This window comes from Paenibacillus sp. Y660, assembly GCF_057221575.1.
Genome location: NZ_JBXBBJ010000001.1, coordinates 81,816 through 103,250, shown reverse-complemented (window position 1 = coordinate 103,250; position 21,435 = coordinate 81,816). Strand labels below are relative to the sequence as shown.

Sequence of the window (21,435 nt, the reverse complement as noted above, 5' to 3'; positions counted from 1 at the left end):
TGCCGTTCATATTTAGCCTTCGATTTCTGGAGCTGAATCAGCGGGTGCCGGAGTCCCCGGATTCGGTGTAGACCCAGGCGTCTCTGGACTTGGTGTTACTGGCGCCACAGGACTTGGAGTCGCTGCAGGCGTCTCTGGAGTCAGAGTAGCTTCAGGTGTCACAGGCGCCGGAGTAACCTCAGGCGTCACAGGCGTCACAGGCGTCACAGGCGTCACAGGAGTCGGAGTAGCCTCAGGCGTCCCTGGCTCTGGCGTCACAGTAGGCACCGGTTCTACTACTACAGTCGGCTCAGGCTCCTCCGTAATGGGAGCCTCTGCAACTGTAACCAAGCAGCTGGCTGTAAATAAACCGTCTGCTGTCGTAGCCGTTATCGTTGCCGTACCCGCTCCTACCGCCGTTACTTCCCCTCCACTTACTGTTGCTACATTCGGATCGCTTGTGGTCCATGTTACCTCTTTATTCGCTGCATTCTCTGGCGTTATCGCTGCAAGCAAAGCAGCCGTTGGATCGCCGACCGCTAATTCAAGTGTGCTCCTGTCAAGCGTGATCCCGTTAATGCCTACCTCTGCCTGCCCGCCGATCAGCATCGGCTTGAATAGTTTAGACTGCTTATTGGACCCAATTCCACCGCCCCATTCCAGCCACCCTTTTCGGCCGTTGCCGTCATTCTCGTTTACAAGCGCGGACAAGCTCAGAATTCCGTCACTCGGAGCGATCGGCGACAATTCCGTCCAAGGCAATGCGAGCTGGTAGATCGTATCCTTGCTTGCTTCATCCCTCGTAATCTCAAGCTGGCGATTCGCAATCGGCCCGGTCAGCACGCCGGTCATCGCCATCCACCGATATAATTCCGGTCCGTTTGGCGTCAGCGCCATTCCATATTCGTACCATTCAGCTGCCTCTCCCGGCGTTCCCAAGGAAATGGCGAATTGCATGCTGTCTCCGCTCCAAATGGCATCTCCTGTTTTGGTTTGAGTGAATTGATCGTCATGAATCTTCGCTGACAGGTACAGGTAATCGTTATCGTAAGTGATCCAAAGATTGCCGCTTAGATCCTCCGGGCCATTATGCGGTACAACTCTTGAATTGCCTTCCTCAAACAGGTCGATGCCAGGCAGATCATTCACATCGTCCAGCGACCCATCCACCTGCACGGTGCGGTTAATGATTGGCGTCATGCTGGCCACAGCGACATTTTTCAAATTGCCTGACAGAGACAATACGGTGCCATCCTCCAAATAGACGGTAAGCTGATGAGGCGTTAATGTGCCTGCTGGCAATGCCGGTATCGGCAGATCAATCGTGTAATCCGAAAAGCCAGGCAAAACCGTATCATACGTTTCTGATTCGGTTGTCTCGCCCACCTGCCAATCGATCTGCGTCAGTCGCCTATCTATCGGTTTCGTATTGTCGATTCGAACTCTTAGAAAGTCGCTGCCCTCCTTCAGCACATGCTTGGCGAAAAGCTCCTCCGATTGCTTGACCACCACCGTATTTTTTAACTTGCCGACCTTTTTGCCTCCAATAACAAGCTCCGCTGTCGCTGTGTAGCTGCCCGGCTCGCTTATTCCCGGAAATACGGAATTATAGGTGCCGACTGCGGAAGCCTGTATGTTTTGAACCGCTCCCTGCAATTGAATGCGAGCCTTGACCGGCTGCCATGAGGAAGCTTTGTATACGGATAGCGTTACGCTTACGGGATCGTCTGTAAAGTACGGCTCGCTCTTAAGCTCGTATTTACTGCCTTGAACGACTTTATCGATTTTCCCTTGGACAAATAATGGTTCCTTGGAAGCCGTAATATAAATTTCCCCGTCCTTTGGCGTGTAGGTTGACGAGCGTCCCATCATGTCTGTTACGACTAGCGATTCCTTTGTTTTGAGCGTCAGATTAGTTTCCGTATCCGTTCCTGACCAAAGCACATGAATGGTTTTCTCGCCTTTCTTAAATTTATAGCGATAGATGCCGCTCGTAATCTCCTGGCCTGTTAAGCTTGCGCCTGTCAACTGCCGCGCTACCGTCGCCAGCGCTACATAACCCGGCTTTGGCGTATAGGCGCCGAGCGGATCTCCGCCATTATGAATGATGCCGAAATTATGCTCGTTATACTTCTTATCCGTTCCGTCGTCCATCAGATCGTACCAGAAGATTTTCTCCACGCCCGCTGCCATTCCGAGTACATACGTGCGTATCAAATACGCAGCCTGTGTTTTCTCATCCACTCCGCGAGGGTCAAGCTGCGTCGGCCAGCCAATCTCTGAGAACCAGATCGGCTTCGTCTGCCCGTTGTTATACGTCTTCACCAGCTGGTTTAATGAAGCTACCTCACTGAGCAAGCCTTCTGGCTTGTCGGGGTATCGGTAAGGGTGTACGGACAAGGTATCCATATAATTTAATCCGCCCAGCTCAAACAAATCCTCCAGCCACTCGGTCGGAATGCCTGCGGTTGCTCCGCCAAGCACATTCAAATCCGGACGCACCTCCTTGGCAGCCTCGTAGCCTGCTTTCATCAGATTGAAGTATACATCTGGCCTTGAAGCGGCAGGGCCATTCCCGCCAAATCCGGGCAGGTTGAACTCATTCCACATTTCTCCCCATTTGATTTGGCCGCCGAATCGGTTCAGTAACGATTTTGTATAATTTGCATAAGCAGCGTGGGCTTCTGCTGAATAAGGCGTTTGGAAATTATCGTAAAATTGATTGGAAAATGCGAAGGTCATAAGCGGATCGATGCTGTTCTCGAGCAAGCCTTCCATGTAGAGGGTGAATTTTGGGTTATAGGTGTAAATGCCTTTTTTGAGCTCGATTTCGGACCAGAACATCGCATCCCGCACGCTTTTGGCGCCTGCATATTTGACGAGCGGAATCATCTCGCGGTTCCAGCTATGGGCAAAATGCGTCTGCACGCCAAATGGTGATGCCGTCACCGCCGACAAATCAAAGGCGGGTACCGTCGCGAAGGTCGTCTCTGTTGTTTTGAGCAAAGTCCCCGATTGGTAAGCGGAGAGCTTTAAGCGGTAATAGCCGTCTGACTGAACCGGCACCTCCAACCGGAGCTTGCCTCCAGTTACCGGAGCGTTTCCGGAAGAGTCAGGCTCTCCCCAAGCATCATAGGTTTGCCATGTGACGGTGTTCCCGGTCGTTAGAACATCAAAGATGCCTTTGTTCTTACCCGGGAAAACGTTGCCGACCTGCGTTTGGGCAATGGCAAGATCAGGTACCGCAACCTTGATTCTGAGATCGTCGAACCATACAGATCCGCTTTTAAGCCCCGTGCGCAAGCCGGCCCGTGCAACCTTGATCGTCATCTTCTTCAGCGACGGATGCCAAGCGCCGTCATTGGCACCTCCCCAGTGCGTATATTCGCTGCCGGAATTAAAGGCATTAACGGTAACCTTTTGCCAATCCGTCGTCGGTTGAAGCACTAGCCTTTGCGAATGGTTTTGGTTAGTGCCGTCCATTAGAACAAGATAGATCGATGAAGCATCTGCTGTCTTTACCCAGAAGGATAAGCTCACAGCATCCCCCGGAACGATCCGTTTCGTCAGATACCGCTCCAGTGCGACGTAAGAGCCCCCGCCATTGAAATCTCCGGTCACTTTGGCTGAGGAAAGTCCTGTTTGAAACGCGGATGGATCTCTTGTGAAGCTTCCTTGCGCCCCGGGGAATTCGGTTCCAAGCAGAAAGTCCCATACTTCATCGGCGTTTTCATAGTCACCTGCCTGCAGCTCTGCGAATACCGCTTCCGCAGCCGCTGCCGGTTCATTATCGCCAAGCATACCGGATGCTGTCATGATCAATGCAAAGACGAGGAATAATGAAATTGCTTTTTTCATTATCATCATTTTCCATCCATCCTTTGCTACTCGAATCGGCGATTAACCCTTCCCGCAGAGCCAATATGGAAATACGGGAAGAGCCTTCCCCTCTACTTCAAATGATCTTTGTTCGTCTCATACCATTCCTGCACCAGCTTCTCAACATTTTCCCCGCCCAAGCGCTTCCATTCCTTGCGAATATCGTCCATTCCGGCCTGCGGCGTAAGCGCGCCTCCACCGGTGACGATTTTTGCTTCAATTTGCTGCGCGATCGGAGCGAACGTAGCAATCAGCTGACTCACCTCGGGAATATCAGGATTATAGGCAATGTCCCGCCGATATTTGTTTTTCATCGCTACTTCCAGGCCAGCCGCCTTAAGCTCTGCCTGCTCCTGGGAGATCGGGTCTTGGGCAGCCATGACCGCATACCATTCCGGCTTCGGATCCCATTCGTTCAGGATCGCGTATTCCCTTGCATAGAACACCTCTTTTTTGAACTGATCAGCATCGGTCTTCTGCGGAACTTCGCCTACGAGCTTATAGTGGACGTCCTTCTCCCCGATTCTGAGCGGCTCCCAGCCCTTCTCCAGCATCCAATCCAAAAATTTGACACCTGCTTCGATTTTGTCCTCTTTCATGTTTGTATTAAAAGCAATATACATGTTGGCCGGCACTTCCTGATAAAGACCGTTTTTTCCATACTTCGATGCGACTGGCTCCAGCGGCACGACTTTGGCATCCGGAACGTTTTTCTTCAAATCGACAAACTCCGCGCCCATCGACCATGAGCCGAGATAGATGCCGGATTTTCCAGTCGTCCACAGCTGAAGCGAGCGCTGAAAATTCGTATCCGTAATATATTCCTTATCAATCAAGCCTTCGTCAAAAAGCTGCTTCTGCAAAGCTAGCGAATCGGTATACCGGTCCTGTATCCGGCCGAACGTGAGCTTGCCATCTTCCAGATACCATTGGTTCTCGTTATTGAAGAAGAGCGCCCTTAAAATTTGCACGCCATTGTAATTGAAGGTGATTGGCACCGTGTCCGCGCTGCCGTTGCCGTCTGGATCCCCTTCCTTGAATTTGCGGGCAACCTCAACTAATTCTTCTACTGTTGTTGGAGCTTTCAAGCCCAGCTTATCCAGCCAGTCCTGACGAATCATAATGCCGTGGTTGGCGATCGTTTCCTGTCCGCGCGCGCTTGCAATCGCATACATTTTTCCGTTGATCGTCAAGAAGGGCTTTAATTCCGGATGCTTCTCCAAATAAGCTTTGTACGTCGTGCTGTACTTTTCAATATACTCGTCAATCGGCTGGATCGCGCCCTGAGCAGCGAGCTGGCTGATGTAGCTGCGGTCATATTCCCATATCAGATCCGGCGCCGTGCCCGATGCGATCAGCGTATTCAATTTCTGCTGCACCTGCGTGCGCGGAACGGGTACCCATTTCACCTCGGCAGGAGCATTCTCATTGATCCACTTCGTCCAGCGGTTGTTTTCGTAGCTGCCTTCCTCGGTTGCCACTTCGCCCCGATCCAGGATGGAGACGCTGATCTCTTTCTTTTGCTCTACGACTGGCGCATCGGTTTCGTTCGGCGCAGCGGAAGGCTTGCTCGGCTCGGAGGTTTTCCCCGTGCAGCCAGCCAGCAGTACAACAGCTAAGCTTGCCGTCATGATCAAATTGCGGATTTTGTTCATTTTCATCACACACATCATCCCCTTTTCCCTATCAACCTTTAACCGAACCGATTAATACGCCTTTCACAAAATGCTTCTGAAGAAACGGATATACGCACAGAATCGGCGTAACCGCAATAACGATAGCTGCCGCTTTAATGCCCTCAGGCGTCAGCAAAATTTGCCCAGCGCCCTCGCTGCCACCGGAATTGTTAAGCAGGCTTGCATCCACTTGATTGATCATTTGATACAGCTTCACCATCAAGGACTGCGACGTCGTTTTCGTAATATAGAGAAGAACGCTGAAATAAGAATTCCACCAGCCTACGGCGTAGAACAGCGACAAGGACGCGATGATCGGCTTGCATAATGGAAGCATGATCTGCATTAAGACCCGCCAATCTCCCGCTCCGTCCATAGCAGCCGACTCTTCGATCTCCTCCGGCAGCCCTTCCATGAAGGTCTTCATGACGAACATGTTATACGTGCTGACCAGGCTTGGCAGCCACAATGCCCAGTATGTGTCCATTAAGCCTAACGTTTTAACGAGAATGAAGCTCGGAATGATTCCCGAAACGAATAGCATTGTGAATGTAATGAACAGAAGCAGTCCGCTGCGTCCCATCAGGCGGCGTCTTGAGAGCGGATAGGCGGCAAGTATCGTCATGAGCATGTTGAAGGCGGTGCCCACAATCGTAATCAGGACCGTATTTCGCAAACCGATCAAGATTTGTCCGTCATCAAACAGCCGATCGTAGGCATGCAGGTTGAATTCAATCGGCCACAGCAGCACTTCTCCGGCTGTAATCGCCCGGCTGCTGCTGAAGGAAGCCGCTACCTCGTACCAAAGCGGGAACAGGGCGATTAAGGACGAGAGACCAAGAAACGCATAAAGGATGATTTTGCCGATCGAAGACAGCGCGGCGGCGGCTGAAGCATTCCTTTTCACCGTTACCATAACCCCCTTTCGCCGAATCTGCGGATCAGCCCGTTAACGCCCACGACAAGAATAAAGCCGATTAAAGACTGGAATAAGCCGAGCGCCGTCGTATAGCTGTAATTCATATTTTGCAAGCCGACCCGGTATACGTAGGTGCTGATGACATCCGCTACGTCCAGCACGGATTGATTTTGCAGCACGAGCGTTTGCTCGAGGCCAACATCCATCATATGCCCCATGCGGAGGATCAATAAAATGGCAATCGTGCTGCGAATGCCCGGAAGCGTAATATGCCAAATTTGCCGCAGCTTGTTTGCTCCGTCGATTTTGGCCGCTTCATAAAGCTGGGGATCGATCGAAGCCATCGCTGCCAAATAGAGAATCGTCCCCCAGCCCGCGTCGCGCCAAATACCGGATACCGTATAGACGACAGGCCACCAAGTCGAGTCTGCCATAAAATAAACGGGCTCTATGCCAAATTGTTTTAGAATCAGATTTACGACGCCTGTACTCGGCGATAGAATCGCGATCACAATTCCGCCCAGTACAACCCAAGAGATGAAGTGAGGCAAATACAACAGGTTCTGCACCGTTCTTTTGTACCACTCTCTACGTACCTCATTAAGAAGCAGGGCAAGCAGGATAGGCACCGGAAAGCCAAACACTAGACTGTAAATGTTCAGCAGCAGCGTATTGCGAAGAATTCTCCAAAAATCCAAGCTTGCGAACAGCATTTGAAAATGTTGAAAACCGACCCACTCGCTCCCCCATATGCCATCAATAAAACGGTAATTTTTGAACGCGATGATTTCGCCTGCCATCGGTGCGTATTTAAAGAGCACGTAAAACAAGATGACAGGCAAAAGCATCAAATATAAGTGCCGATCCCGCTTAAGCCGTATCCAAATCGTCCTCCCCCCCTTTATCCTCTTCTGTTTACGATTTGATCGTACACAAAGCGCAGGAGGCTGAATATAGACATGTTCTGTACCTAGTGTCTTTTATTGTTAAAGGGAAGGTCACCTTTCTTGAACTGGTTCATTATTTTGCTGTGACACAAGAGAAACCGCGTCATTACAAGGGAAAGACCGGGGCACCGCTTCCGCATCGGAAGTTAGCCGCCGGTCTTACGCCTCAGTCGAGTCTTGCTCCGATAAATTGCTGATGGCATGCTCACGGTACTCTGTCGGTGTCATTCCCGTATATTTCTTGAACGTCCTAAGGAAGCTTCGCGTATTCATATATCCGATCGCCTCGGCGATATCGTTCACCTTCCTATCCTTGTCCAGCAGAAGCGCCTTGGACGAGTCGATTCGAATTTCGATCAGATAGTCGATGAAATTTCGTTCGGTGTATTCTTTAAACTGCTTGCTGATATAGGTCGGGCTCAAATGAAACTGTTCGGCCAGCCGATCAAGAGACAAATCATTTTCATGGTAATGGCTTTGTATGTAGGTAAGCATCCGATCAATCGTGTCATTCTTTCCTCTTTGGCTTCGCTTGCTCGAAAGCTTGGCTGCCAGCTCTTCAAGGACAAAGAGAACGAGGCCCTCCGCTTGCTTCCAATCTTCACTGCGTTCGATTTTCTCATAGATGCTGTCCAGGTTGCCCATGGACTCCTCGGGGCCAATCCCGATCGAATCGGCGACCTGCAGCGCCTTCACGATTAAGTCGAACGAAAACTGGCGGATCAAGTCGGGAGGCATGCCGAGCTCCACCGCCTTCTGAAAGGCTTGATGCACATCCTCCTTCATCTTGTCCGTATCCGCCCTCTTGAGCGCCTCCATAATTCGGCTCGCCTTTCGATTCAAACGGTAATAATCCTGACTGTCCAGCGGCTGTAAGTCCTCGATCGAGATAACGGAATGGCTGCCAAAAAGCATCTTGTAGCGGAGCGCCTTGCGCGATTCGCCGTAGGAGCTCTGAATTTCGCTCAATTCCTTGACGCCTCTTCCGACGCCGACCGTTGCGATTAAACCGAATTGCTTCTTAATGACCTCGAGTATCAGTTCCAAAATAGCGAGCGCACGCAAATGATTCTGTTCCGCTTCGCCTTCCGCAAAGCTGAAGACCAGCGCGGCTCGTCCCCCTCCCAAATCGATAGCGGCACCCGCATTTTCTTTGCCCATCAGCTCTTCTGCCACATTGCAAAACACATACGTATAAAGCGTTTCATCCCGCGCGCTCAAGCTCCCTTCTGCTTTGCCGATCTCCGCCGTGCAGACAAGGAAGCGCTCCGGGTACAGCGTGATCCCGGTAAATTCAAGATGATGCCGCAAAGCTTGATAGTCCGTCCGGTAGCCGGTCAGCAAATCCATAATCAATCTCCACTTGAGCACCGATTTTGAATCCCGCACATGCTTCTCCAAATGCTCCCGATCCTGCATCATTTTCTCGAACACCGTCTCCAAATAGTTGAACCCAGCCGTATCAAATCGGTTATTCTTATCCGGTTGATAAGTGCCTGACAGCTTGCCGACAAGGCGGTCGAGCGGCTTGAAGGTTAAGCGATTGACATAGAACAATACGATAAGAGCAAGGATGACCATGCCGCCTGCCAAAATAAACAGCAGATTGCGTGTTAGCTGGAGCGGCTCGTAAATTTGAGATTCCGGCATGATGCTGACCATCTTCCAGCCCGTATACGCGGAGGTTCGGTAAAACACCGTTTGCGGAACGCCGTCCAGCTTGATTGACAAGGAACCGCTGCCCTCTTCCGAAAGGACGTTTTTGATGTAAGGAAGCTGTTTAAGATTTTGATAAAGCATCGTTTTATCGTCATGGCTGACGACTTTCCCATCCGCGTCAAAAATAAATAAATGGCCTGCCGTGCTGTACTCATAAACAGATTTGATCATGCTGTACAGCACGTTCTCGCTAATATTGACGGCAACTATGCCGTTGCGGTATCCCGGGCTGCTGAGCGTTGGATAGGAACGCACCAGCGTGACAACGTTTTGAGTCGTCGTTCCGTCCCACACCGGATGGGTCGTTATCCATTTGAAATAGCCTGGCATGTCCATATAGGCAGCCAGCCAGTTATCAACTGGAGAAATGTCATTCATATAAGCCTTTTCGGTCAAAATATCGCCGTTTACAGCAGAATAAACGAAGATGGATGAGAAATTAGGGTTCGCATTAATAAAGTTTTTTAATTTGGTCGTTAGACCATAATAGTTGCTGTACTTTTGGGCATCGTCATCATAGCTGTCAAGCATGAAATAAACGAATTCAAGCTCTTCCATGAGAGCTAGCAGATCCTTCTCGGTCTGACGAAATGCCACTTCGATCTTTTGATCCACCTGCTTGAGAAGAGCGAGATTCGTATTAGTCAGATCATCCTTGAGCGGGCCTACCGTGCCCTGATAGGACATCCAGAAGGTCAAAGCAATAATGAGCAGGAAGATGCTTCCGTAAATAATCATTACTTTTCCCGAAATGCTTGATTTCATCTTCAACCTCCTCACCGGATGCAGCCTGTTCATTCAAATATATGCATCAAAGGAGTTCGAGATTATCCTTTCACTATCTTTTTAATGCAAGAATAGAAAAACAAATAAGAACCTTGCAGGTCTGCGGCAGACCTGCAAGGTTCTTTGGTACATACTTATATTTGTAATTCGTAATTCTGACATTCTATCTTGTACATATAAATGGTAAACATGATATAATTATGTGGGCATTTAGCCGGCCAGGAATGAGAAACAGAGAGACGTTAGAGAGAGGGGGATTGCGATGTTCGCGAAGCGCCTAAAGCAGCTGCGTAAAACGAGGAAATTGACCATGCAGGAAGTGGCCGATTACTTAGGGGTTGCAAAAAGCACGTATGCGGGATACGAATCCGGATACCGCCAGCCGACCATCGAATCCATTCAGACGATCTCGCGTAAGCTGCGCACATCGGCGGACTATTTGCTTGGGCTGACTGATTATACAGAGCCAACAATTGAGCTTAACCATAATGCGAAGGAATACTTGAATTATGAACAGCTTCACTGGGACGGCGTACCTCTGGAAAGGGACGATCTTGAGCTCATTCGCAGCTTGCTTGAACGAGTGCTCCGCGACCGCACCTTGCCAAAGGATGAGTAACGTGCCGTCAGTTTAAAATAGCATTTCAACCGTTATTCGGTTGATGGAGCCATTTGCGATTGGTTGAGGGCATTCAACCGCCTACAGGTTAACCAAGTTAACCGCCATTAGGTTGATGAAATCAACCGCCAATAGGTTAACCAAGTTAACCGCCATTAGGTTGATGAAATCAACCGCCAATAGGTTAACGAAGTTAACCGCCCATCAGCTTCAGCATCTTCGCCTCGAACTCACCTTGGAGCTGAAGCATCAATGCGCTGAACTTTTGCTGCCATTCCTCTGTAATCGCTGGATCCACTTTATCCTTCTCCGCATTGTCGATCTTCGTTTTGAAATTCGTATTGCATGTGTTCTCCACATTCGCAAGGCTATCCATCCACTTCTGATTTAACGCTTGGAAGGCGTATGGATCTGACTGATCCAACTGCTCAATGCTCGCTTCAGCCCCTACCAGCACCTCATTCATATCCTGTGTACATTTCGCTTGAAGCTGAATGATCTCTTGCTCGTATTTCTCGGACATGCTTACCGGCGGCTTTGTTGCTGGCGTTTCCGGATTTGTTCCAGGCTTTGTCGTTCCAGGTTTTGTCGTTCCTGGCTTTGTCGTTGCCGGTTTTGTCGTTCCTGGCTTTGTCATTGCTGGTTTTGTCGTTCCTGGTTTTGCCGAACCACCTGCATTCGGCTTCGATGCTGCCTCTTGATTAGGCTTCGCCGTTTGCGCAGGCTTCGTCGTTTCGACTGCTCCCGAGCCCATATCTGGCTGACTATCCTTAGTCGTCTCCTCTGGCAAAGCCGTGCCATCTCCGCCCACAGCCGGTTTATCGGTTGCTTGCCCCGCTGGCTTGTCTGCATCTGACGGCTTTACTTCTCCTACAGGTGCGGTGATAACAGGCTCTGTTACAGGCTCATCCAAATTTATCAGCTCTGCCTGCTCGTTCTGCGCCGCTCCATCCGCATTGACGATAAGCGCTTGCTGAGAGGATTCCTTCCAATAAAGCCCGCCCCATACAAAGAGCAAAACAATCGTTAAAGAGCCTAAAATAATATTAATCGTATCCGGTTTCTGAAAGCGAGGACGCCTTTTCCTTCGTACATGCCGTTGACTCATATGCGGCTACCACCTTTCGTTTGTAATAGAAAGAAGCCAGTCTTCTTTCTCCTATCAGAGAAGGAAGACTGGCTAGAGATTAAGAACGCATGATTTCCATAATAATAGCAGTCAACAGCTTGTTGACCTTGCTTTTTGTTTCATTGATCGCTTTGTTCTTCAGTGCATTCGATGCATTGACCTTGTTGATTTCATTAACGGCTACATTTCTTGCTTGCACAACCTCAAGAACCAATTGTGCTTTTTGCTCGTCATTCGTTGCCGCTTTCAGCTTATTGCTGATAGCCGCAAGCTCAACATCCAGAGCTTGAGCGATCTTCTTCAGCTCCTCCTTCGGATCCGTTTCCACTTCACCGTTAACGAGCGTCACCTCTTGCTGGAAGACCACTTTGGCTGAACCTCCGAAAGGATTGATCAGCGTCGCTTGAATAACTGCAGTGCCAGTAGCAACATTTTTCGGAATCGTTACTTTCCCTTTGGAATCGACAGTAACATCCTTGCTTCCCGATACTTTCTTCCATTTGAGGAAAGAGGATGGCAACGCTTTGTCAAACAGCTTCAGCGTATAATCATGCTGTCTGCCATTTGCCGTTACCTTCACTGCCGAAATAACCTCTGAGCGGATATAAGCGACAGTTAAAGCGTTAATCGCACGCTCATCATGCTTCAGCTTCACTTGGAATTTCAGTACAGCCGAACGAACGTCCGTAGATTTAACGCCTAAGTTGTAAAATGCTTCACTCAAGGCGTAGTCATCTTTTTCCGATAAAATTTCAGCCATAGCTTTCAGTAGCACTTCATTGATCTTATTCTTATTGCCAAGAAGCTGAGCGAGCTCCTTCGAATTCATATCCGAGATGATATCGCGAACGGTGCCTTCAATGCCCAGGCGATCATCGCCATCGCCGAACAGCAGCACAAGGAAATCATCCATCGTCAAATTCGTTACGCCGCCGGCAGCCGCAATCGTCTTCAGCGTAGCACGGAATTCAGGATTCGTTCGAATCGCCTCGAGCGCCTTGCCCTCCGGATCATATTGGATGGAGCCTACGGCTTGAATGATTTGGAACAGGCTCTTCTTCAGCTCTTCTTGATTCGCCGTTGCCGGAAGCTTCGCCTTAATTTTGTTCCATACCGGATCTATAAGCGCTTGATCCTTGGCAAAGCTTAGCTTCGAGATCTCATCGCGAAGGTTGCGGACATCCTGAACATCCGCCGGGTCACCCGCTAGCAGGGCAGCATGAAGCTTGTTCATTCGCTCAAGGAATTTCTCTGACGGGAAATAATCACCCTCGCCTTCAACAGCCGTTAAAGCAACCTCTTTCTCGAAAATAACCTTCGCTGTGCCGCCGTAAGGATTGATGAATGTTGCTCTGATAACAGCCGACGCGCTTTCTGCGCCTCGCGATAGGGTAGCCTTACCGTTAGCAGACACGTTCACATTCTCGCTGCCGGATACTTTGCTCCACCGCAGCGCAAGCTGCGGAATAGTTACGCCAAATACTTTTAAACCGTATGCTTGCTCGCGGCCGTCTTCGCTGGTTTTCACCGTCTCTACAGCTGCAGCGCGAATGCCAGCAATAGTCAATGCCTGTTGAGCCGGCTCATCCTTCTTCAGCTTCAGCTGGAAGCTCGCCAATGTCGCATTAACGTCTTTAGTCGTAATCGATAAGCCGCTTAGAAGCGAGCTGACCTTATACGCATCTGTTTCACTCAGAATCTGCTCTGTTGCATTAGACACCAGCTTGGCAACTGCTTGCTTGTCTCCAAGCAGGCGCAGCAGCTCCGTAGATGATAAGGCCGCTATTTGCTTCTTAATCGAACCTTCAATGCCCGGCTTTAAGGCGCCGTCACCGAATAGATACACTAGAAGATCATCAATGACGAAGCTTGGCTCTCCGCCAGCTGCTCCAATCTCCTTAAGCGCAGCTCGGTATTCAGGATTTGAACGAATCGCTTCCAATCCGGATGCCTGAGAATCATATGGAATCGAACCGACCGCTTTGATCATATCGAACAAGGCTGCCTTTAGCTTTGCTTGATCTGCAGTTGCCGGCAGCTTAGTCGCCAGCTTGTTCCAGATTGGGTCGATTAGACCTTGGTCCTTCCTAAAATCAAGCCTGGAAATTTCATCCCGCAGGCCGCGAACCGCTTGAATATCTGCTGGATCGCCTGCTGCAAGAGCGCTGTGCAGCTTGTTCAGACGTTCAAGAAAAGGAGCTGCCGGAAATACCGTTTCTTCCTCTTGCGCTGTCGATAATGTAACTTCTTGCTCAAAAATAACTTTCGCAGGGCCGCCGTATGGATTAATCAGCTTGGCCTGGATGACAGCTTTACCGCTTGTCGCAGCTGCTGGTATAGAAACAACACCAGCTGGAGATACGCTTACCCCAGAATCGCCGGATACCTTTGACCATTGCAGCACGAACGGGATAATCGATACGCCAAACACGTTTAAGGTGTAGGTATGAACGCGTCCGTCAGCGGTTACTTTCACATTTGGCTTCGCTGCCGATCGAATGTACGCTACGGTCATCGCACTAATTGCCGGCTCATCCTTTTGCAGCTTCAGCTGAAAATTCAGCACCGTTGCTCTTACATCCTGCGGCGTTACGCCAAGGTTCTTCAGAACCGAGCTGAACTTATAGGATTCTGTGTCGCCAAGCAGCTTCTCCGTCGCTTGGAGCAGGACGGCCGTAATGCCCTGCTTGCTGCCGAGCAGCTGGATCAGCTCTTGTGGCGATTTCTCGGCTAATATGCCGCCAATTGTGCCTTCAACGCCTTTTCTGCTGCTGCCATCGCCAAATAGAAACACAAGAAAATCATCGATCTTAATATTCTCATCGCCGCCTGCGGCTGCAATCGTCTTCAAGGTAGCGCGATATTCCGGGTTCGTGCGAATAGCCTCCAGATCGGTGGCATCGGGATCATAACGGAAGGAGCCGACTGCCTTGACCAGTCGGAACAGGCTCGCCTTCAATTCCGCTTTATCGACGGATTCTGGAAGCTTGTCACTAATCTTATTCCACACCGGATCAATGAGCTGCTGGTTCGTCGCTTCATCAAGCCCGGCGATTTCATCACGCAAATTTCTAACCTCTTGCATATCCGTCTTGTCGCCTGCAGCAAGCGCGGCATAGAGACCTCTCATACGCTCCAGGAACACGCTAGACGGCAATTCGGTTTCCGCGGCATTCACCGTTTGAACAATTCCAAGCTTTTGGTACAATCCTTTCTGGCTTAGCGGCAAACCGCCGAGTGAAGCAGTAAGCATTGAAATCGCAAGCGCGGATAAGGTTACCTTTTTTCTAATCGTCATCTTTCGTTCACCTCTAGTTCATAAGTTTGGACTAAAATTGCAGAACGGGCATTTGCTGCTTTACGCCTTGATTCAAGCTAGGTCTGCCAACGGAATAATAAATAAATTCAGTGCCAATAAGATGCTCTTCCTCGAATACATTGCGACCGTCGATTAAAATCGGATTTTTCAACACGGTCTGCAGCAGCCCAAGGTCAACCCTCGAGAATTCCTCCCACTCGGTCAGCAAGCAAAGCGCGTCCGCATCCTTTGCCGCTTCCATCGCATCAGAGCACCATGTTACACCCTCTAATTGGTATATAGAGCGGAAGTTATCCATCGCGATAGGGTCATAGGCTTTAACCTTGACGCCGTTATCGACCAAATGCTGAATGATTTCGAGTGCCGGAGAATCGCGTACATCATCGGTATTCGGCTTGAATGCGAGTCCCCATACCGCGATCGTTTTTCCATGCAGCTGACCTTCAAAAATCGTCTCCAGCTTGCGGATCACATTGAAGCGTTGATCCTGATTCACCTCGACAACCGAGCGGAGCAGCTTGAATTCATAGTCCACATGGCCGGCGATTTGAATCAATGCGCTCGTATCCTTCGGGAAGCAAGAGCCTCCATAGCCGATACCTGCCTTTAGAAACGACGGACCGATCCGCTTGTCATAGCCCATGCCCTCCGCAACCTTCGTCACATCGGCGCCAACCTTCTCGCAGATGTTGGCGATCTCGTTAATAAAGGATATTTTCGTAGCGAGAAAGGCATTGGATGCATACTTGATCATTTCGGCGCTGCGGATATCCGTTACGACGATTTGCTCGGTCAACGGAATATGCAGCAGCGTCATAACGTCTGACGCTCTTTGACATTCGGCTCCGATAATAATCCGGTCAGGATGAAGCGTATCTTGTATCGCCGAGCCCTCGCGCAAAAACTCCGGCAGCGAAATGCTGTCGAAGCGCTCGTTCGTGCGGGAGCGGATGAGCTCCGCCAGCTTCTCGTTTGTTCCGACCGGGACGGTGCTCTTTACCGCTATAATTTTGTAGCCGTTCATCGCCTCTGCAATCTCGATGGCTGCCTGATTAATGTAAGAGAGATTCGCCTCGCCGCTCGGCAGCGGCGGCGTTCCTACCGCTAAAATAATAATGTCCGATTGGCGCACCGCGCTTGGCAAATCGGTCGTGAACGATAGCATTCCTGCCTCGCGATTTGCCGCTGTCAGCTCCTTCAAGCCCGGCTCATAGATCGGAATCCCGCCGGCATTTAATGTATCAATCTTGCGCGGGTCCTTATCCACGCAGATGACTCGGTTGCCTAGCTCGGCATAGCAGACGCCTGATACAAGACCGACGTAGCCTGTTCCAATAACCGTAATGTTCATGCTTATCGCTCCTTCATCAAGTTTTTTATTTATACGGTGCAAAGCATCATAATCTCTTTCCAATCGAAAGCAAGCCGGACGATATCTTCTTCAATAAGCTCCGACCCCGTCTGAATCTCAATAATGTCCATTTCCGTTTCCGCGCGCAGGCTGTGCCGGCTTTCTTTGGAAATCGTCAACACATCGCCGCTCTTCACGCTGAAGCTCTGCCCGTTCAAGACCATCGTTCCATGGCCGGCAACAATCGTCCATACCTCATCTCTAAGCAGATGATACTGGTAGCTTAAGTTCTGTCCCGGCGCTACGCATATCCGCTTAGTCAGCACTTCCTTGCCATCCGGATATTTCAAGTAATCCAGCACTCGGTAGCGTCCCCATCGACGTTCCTCATACATCGGACGCTGATCGGAATGCTTCATGACTTCCTTGATCATAGGGCTTGACGCTTTATCCGATACGAGAATGCCGTCAGGGCTTGCTGCAACAACAACATTGGATACATTCAGCAGCGTAATCGGGATATCCAGCTCATTGATCACATGCGTATTTAGCGAGCCGCTGGTAATGATCCCTTTGCCGATTAGCGGCGTTTCGATTTCCTCGGTCAGCGTATTCCATGTGCCAAGGTCTTTCCAATCGCCCTCGTATGGCAGAGCCACGATATGGTTGGATTTCTCAACAATCTCATAGTCAAAGCTGTTTTTAGGAAGCTTGCCGTACTGCTTGAGCATCTCGTCGTATTGAATCGGAAACTCATTGACGATCAGTATATTAATGAGAAAATCCAGCTTGAATGCAAAAACCCCGCAGTTCCAAAGCGCAGCCTGCTCGATCATCGCTGCCGCTTCTTCTTCGCGGGGTTTTTCTCTAAAGCTGTGTACATCGACATAAGACGCATCCGCCTCTGCCGCAATCTCCGGAACGATATAACCGTATTTCTCGGAAGGATATGTTGGCTTTACACCCATTAGCGCCAAATCTGCACCGGATTCATTGAGTACCGAATCAAGCTCCTTCGTTTTTTGGAAAAACGATTCCTCAACATAAGGATCAACCGGCATAACAACTACCGTCTCGTTCAGGCTCACGCCTTGCACCGAATATAAATAGGTGGCTGCCAGCGCGATTGCAGGGAACGTATCTCTTCTCTCCGGCTCGACGATTACTTCGATTTCGCTGCCAAGCTGGCTATGAATCATGTCAACCTGCGGCTTGCTCGTCGCGATGTATGCATGATCGCGTAGGCCTGCTTTAGAAATTTGTCCCCATACGCGCTGAACCATCGACTCACGCTCGCCATCGGCGTTTTTGAGCACCTTCAAAAACTGCTTGGACCGCGACTCGTTTGACAACGGCCATAGCCGTTTACCGGAGCCTCCTGATAGAAGTACAATTTTCATACTGATTCCTCCTAAAAAGTTTTGTGGAGCTTTTGCTGCTTGAACAACTTCCAACATAACTCGCTTCGAAAATATAAGCTGTGTTTTATCGAGCTGTGCTGCTGTTGAACAGCTTCACATCATAACTCGAATCGAAAACAAGAGCTGCGTTTTGCGGAATACGTGTTACTAGAATGAGCTTGTGCTCCTTGGACAACTTCGCATTAAAACTTACCGTATTAGCATCGTTTTATGGGAAGGTACTTCCGTTGCCCCATAATTTAACAGGAAAAACTCCATCTAATTTGCTCAAATCTAAGCTCTTAGCACACTTAACAGGATTTTCTCCCGCTAATTTACATAAATGACCCAAAAATCGCGATTCTACCAAAATTACATGGAGGATTTCCTGCTAATGCAGCTATAAACCGAATAAAGGTTAAATTAACAGGAGGTTTTCCTGTTAACTGTGCCGTGAGAGTGCAGGTTACCTTCTATTAGTTCAACAAATAACCAGCCAGCTCAGCTCTTCACTACTAATTGAGCCGATTTCACGCTGCTGGTCCATGTATTATAGTAATTCGAATTTTTGCCGTATGAATTGTCGAGCAGCGTGTTAGGCTTATCCATCAAGCAGGACAAGATATGACCGTGCAGCCTTGAGGTTTGCACGACGCGGTAGCCGCTGAAGCGCTTGACCGCTTTGTCCACCAAATAATCGGAATACTTGCCCCATATCGCCTGCATCGGAAGAGGTACGCCGCCCTTGGTCATCATCTGCCCAATCACCCGAATCGACTTCTTCTCGACTTTGTTGTAGAGGGAAGCCCAGTCCAAATGATCGCCCCGCCCCACCGCTTCAAAGCTCTCCTGCTCGCTCGTCTTCTCGATGTCGGTTCGGAAGAAGCAAAGCAGTTCCTTGCCAGGGCTGCTCTTAGGCAAAATCGGCCAAAGCTGATGCGCCATGTCCGGCGATAAATAAACGCAGCATTTATGAAACTTTTGAACAGCCAAGTCATAGGTTAAGGTGTCCCGCACGAAGAGATGCGTATCCTTATGGCTGTTGAAGAGGCGCGCTGTCCGCTCATACTCCGCATCGCTCTTAAAGTAAATCGTCTGCGGAAGCAATACGATCCGATGGTTTGGATAGCTGGCAACGATCTTCTCACGCAGCTTCTGATGCACCGGATACAGATCGCCGAAGTTCCCTCCGCCCTGCAGCACGATAATCTGATCGTTTGGAATCAACAGCTTGTCTGGAAAATCAAGAACGCTGTACCGCGCTGCTACGCGGATTTGATTGTCCTTGAAGAACGCCTCTGCTCCCTTCATGATCAACAGGTCCCCGCCGTTGTTGTATACGGGATAGTCGATATAATAAATGCTTGAGCCTGGCGGGATCACCTTCAAGATTTGAAGAAGCTGCCTTTTTAGTTCCTCCATCGGGTGTATGTTCGTTTCCATTAGCATATCAGCGCGCTCCTTTACGTTGTTTTTTCTCATTTAAACGCTTGATCAGAAAACGGAAATCATTTTTATCAAACAGCATATTTCCAAGCCTTACCCTAAAAATCAACCGCATCGACGCCATCGTCACTGCCATGCGAATGACTGCGCCGATCAATAAGGCGAGCGCGATGCCGTTCAGCCCATACAACGGCGTAAACACGAAAAACAAGCCGATCGTTGCCGCCAAGGCAATCAACTGGCGCACAAGCACTAATCCCGGCCTTCCCATTGCATTAAATGCGGAAGCCAATATCCAAGAGCCTCCTCCGAGAATGCATTCGATAGACAGCAGATAGAAGGCATTGCTTGCTTCAAGGAACGGAGCCCCGAACAGGATGCCCATCAAATACCGGCCAATGAACATGCTCGGAATGACGACGATCGTCATAAGCAGCATCGATAGCCGGAATGCCCTGCCCACCGTGGCGATAATGGCTGATTTGTCCATGCCCGTAACCTTCGGGAAGACGACATTCGTAATCGCCATCTGAACTACGTTAAAGACGCGAGACAAAGCATATACGACCGTGTAAAGTCCAAGATCCCTTGCTGTCAGCATCGATAGAATGACGATCTTATCGAACTGCGAGTACAGCGTGCCGAGCAGCTCTACCCCGAACACTCTGCCGCCATAGCCAAACAGCGCCTTAGCTGCCAATCGATTGCCAAGCCCCTTCAGCCAGTTGATGCGGAGCGCATCCCTTATGCTGTATAAGGACCAAGAAACGACCAGCACGCTAGTCACGAGGAAGATGAGAGAAGCGTTCTTAAGACTTAAATCGCCGATCGCCCACAGCACCATTAGGCCTGCTAGATTGAAGAGCGGAACAAATAAGCGTACGCCGTTGTATACGTTGAACTTGCTTGTGCTCTGTGCCAGAGCCGATATTAAATTAATCGCAAGCAGAATCGGCAGCATAAGCACCGTATACCATCTAGCGATTTGAACGATGTCAGCGGGATAATTGCCCAGCCAGACCGGCAGCCAAATCCACGCGACCACGCCAACAATAATGCTGACCGGTATTTGGAAGAGGAAGCCTGCCCTGACAAAATCGCCGCCGCTGCCTTTGTTTTGCTTCATGTTATAAATAAGCGAGGTTGGAAGTCCGAATCCTACCATTCCGGCGAGCAGTGTTGGCCAAAATAAGATGGCTGAAAACTCGCCCTTTCCGACAACGCCGAACATGCGCGCCGTTACGATCGAGGTCAGCGTGCTGATGACCATCACTAATAAATTAGTCGCGCTCGTCCGCATAATCGTCTGTACAAGTCCGTTTCCCTTCCACGCTTTATGAATGGCAAGCTGTGACATCACAAGTCAACCCCTACCGTTATAACGCAGGATGCCGACAAGCGATCCGTTGCGGTAACATATTTTCACAACCTGGCTAATAAATCTCTTGAAATGAAAGATAGACAGCAATGACGTTCCAATCGCTTGAATCATTCGAATCGAATGCTTCACAACCGCAACTAGGCTTCTATCCTGCCGCTTCACCGCATCGCTGACGCCTTGCCAATAAATCCGTTTTAAAAACCACTTTTTCGTCGTTCGCTCTTTGGCGATTTTGTGCTGAACAGGCGCGAAAGGCGTATAGTACACCTTATAGCTTTCTCGAATTCTAGCGATCAGCTCGCTTTCCTCGCTCGACAGCAGGTTGTTGCCGACCCGGCCGAGATCCTCGCGGAATGGCTTGTACTGCCCAAAGACGCTCGCCCGGAAAGCGACATTCGCACCATATGGAATAGCTGGCGCCGGCATTTCCTTAATCTCGCTTGCATAATCGAGGATGGTAAACACCGAGCGGTGCTCTGCCGGAATCCAATCGGGCTCCGCCACTTCCCAGATGGGATCGATTTTGCCGCCGACGCAGCCGATCTTCGGATCGCTCTCGAAGACCTCCACAATTTGCCGCACCCAGTGGCGAGAAGCGATTGCATCGTCATCCAGGAATAGAATGAACTCGCCTTTTGCTTCCCGAATCGCCCGGTTGCGCGCAACCGACAGTCCAAGCTTGTCCTCGAAAATATAACGCACCGCAGGGCCGTGAATTCGCGCAAGCCCGCCAACCACGTCAGCCGTATTGTCCGTCGACCGGTTGTCGATCACGACGATTTCAATCTGTTCCCGCTCAAAGCTTTGAGCTAGTACGCTTTCTATTGCTTCTCCCGTATCCTTTGCCCGGTTATGGGTGCAGATGGCCACCGTTACCTTCATCCT

13 protein-coding genes are annotated in these 21,435 nt (G+C 49.9%); 1 reads left to right on the top strand and 12 read right to left on the bottom strand.

Annotated features, from left to right (window positions below; genetic code table 11):
• Positions 1 to 12: 12 nt before the first annotated feature.
• The 5 genes from AC2TDN_RS00430 to AC2TDN_RS00410 form a co-directional block, all read right to left on the bottom strand.
• Positions 13 to 3,846, bottom strand: a complete 3,834-nt coding sequence (locus tag AC2TDN_RS00430) for an Ig-like domain-containing protein (RefSeq protein WP_484686653.1) — start codon at positions 3,844 to 3,846, stop codon at positions 13 to 15.
• 83 nt (positions 3,847 to 3,929) lie between these two features.
• Positions 3,930 to 5,519, bottom strand: coding sequence for an extracellular solute-binding protein (locus AC2TDN_RS00425; protein ID WP_484686940.1), 1,590 nt, complete (start codon positions 5,517 to 5,519; stop codon positions 3,930 to 3,932).
• A 25-nt stretch (positions 5,520 to 5,544) separates the two neighbouring features.
• A complete protein-coding gene (locus AC2TDN_RS00420) occupies positions 5,545 to 6,441 on the bottom strand; it encodes a carbohydrate ABC transporter permease (protein ID WP_482065245.1) in 897 nt (298 codons plus the stop codon).
• 2 nt (positions 6,442 to 6,443) lie between these two features.
• Positions 6,444 to 7,301, bottom strand: a complete 858-nt coding sequence (locus tag AC2TDN_RS00415; RefSeq protein WP_484686939.1) for an ABC transporter permease — start codon at positions 7,299 to 7,301, stop codon at positions 6,444 to 6,446.
• 258 nt (positions 7,302 to 7,559) lie between these two features.
• A complete protein-coding gene (locus tag AC2TDN_RS00410; RefSeq protein WP_484686652.1) occupies positions 7,560 to 9,884 on the bottom strand; it encodes a helix-turn-helix domain-containing protein in 2,325 nt (774 codons plus the stop codon).
• Between the two features lie 283 nt (positions 9,885 to 10,167).
• On the opposite strand from AC2TDN_RS00410, the gene AC2TDN_RS00405 reads away from it, so the two are divergent.
• Positions 10,168 to 10,524, top strand: coding sequence for a helix-turn-helix domain-containing protein (locus AC2TDN_RS00405; protein WP_482065247.1), 357 nt, complete (start codon positions 10,168 to 10,170; stop codon positions 10,522 to 10,524).
• A gap of 193 nt (positions 10,525 to 10,717) precedes the next feature.
• Here AC2TDN_RS00405 and AC2TDN_RS00400 read toward each other — a convergent pair whose 3' ends face one another.
• The 7 genes from AC2TDN_RS00400 to AC2TDN_RS00370 all read right to left on the bottom strand — a co-directional run bounded on the left by AC2TDN_RS00400 (position 10,718) and on the right by AC2TDN_RS00370 (position 21,432).
• Positions 10,718 to 11,632, bottom strand: a complete 915-nt coding sequence (locus tag AC2TDN_RS00400) for a hypothetical protein (RefSeq protein WP_484686651.1) — start codon at positions 11,630 to 11,632, stop codon at positions 10,718 to 10,720.
• Between the two features lie 79 nt (positions 11,633 to 11,711).
• On the bottom strand, positions 11,712 to 14,951 hold the full coding sequence (locus AC2TDN_RS00395; RefSeq protein WP_484686650.1) for a hypothetical protein: 3,240 nt from the start codon (positions 14,949 to 14,951) through the stop codon (positions 11,712 to 11,714).
• 31 nt (positions 14,952 to 14,982) lie between these two features.
• Positions 14,983 to 16,323: a UDP-glucose dehydrogenase family protein gene (locus AC2TDN_RS00390; RefSeq protein ID WP_482065250.1), complete on the bottom strand. Its 1,341-nt coding sequence runs from the start codon at positions 16,321 to 16,323 to the stop codon at positions 14,983 to 14,985.
• Positions 16,324 to 16,352: 29 nt separating this feature from the next.
• The gene (locus tag AC2TDN_RS00385; protein ID WP_482065251.1) at positions 16,353 to 17,723 is read right to left on the bottom strand and encodes a sugar phosphate nucleotidyltransferase; all 1,371 of its coding nucleotides are present in this window, start codon (positions 17,721 to 17,723) and stop codon (positions 16,353 to 16,355) included.
• A 501-nt stretch (positions 17,724 to 18,224) separates the two neighbouring features.
• A complete protein-coding gene (locus AC2TDN_RS00380; RefSeq protein ID WP_484686649.1) occupies positions 18,225 to 19,172 on the bottom strand; it encodes a polysaccharide pyruvyl transferase family protein in 948 nt (315 codons plus the stop codon).
• A gap of 1 nt (position 19,173) precedes the next feature.
• A complete protein-coding gene (locus AC2TDN_RS00375) occupies positions 19,174 to 20,526 on the bottom strand; it encodes an oligosaccharide flippase family protein (RefSeq protein ID WP_484686648.1) in 1,353 nt (450 codons plus the stop codon).
• Between the two features lie 6 nt (positions 20,527 to 20,532).
• The gene (locus AC2TDN_RS00370) at positions 20,533 to 21,432 is read right to left on the bottom strand and encodes a glycosyltransferase (RefSeq protein ID WP_484686647.1); all 900 of its coding nucleotides are present in this window, start codon (positions 21,430 to 21,432) and stop codon (positions 20,533 to 20,535) included.
• Between the last annotated feature and the right edge of the window lie 3 nt (positions 21,433 to 21,435).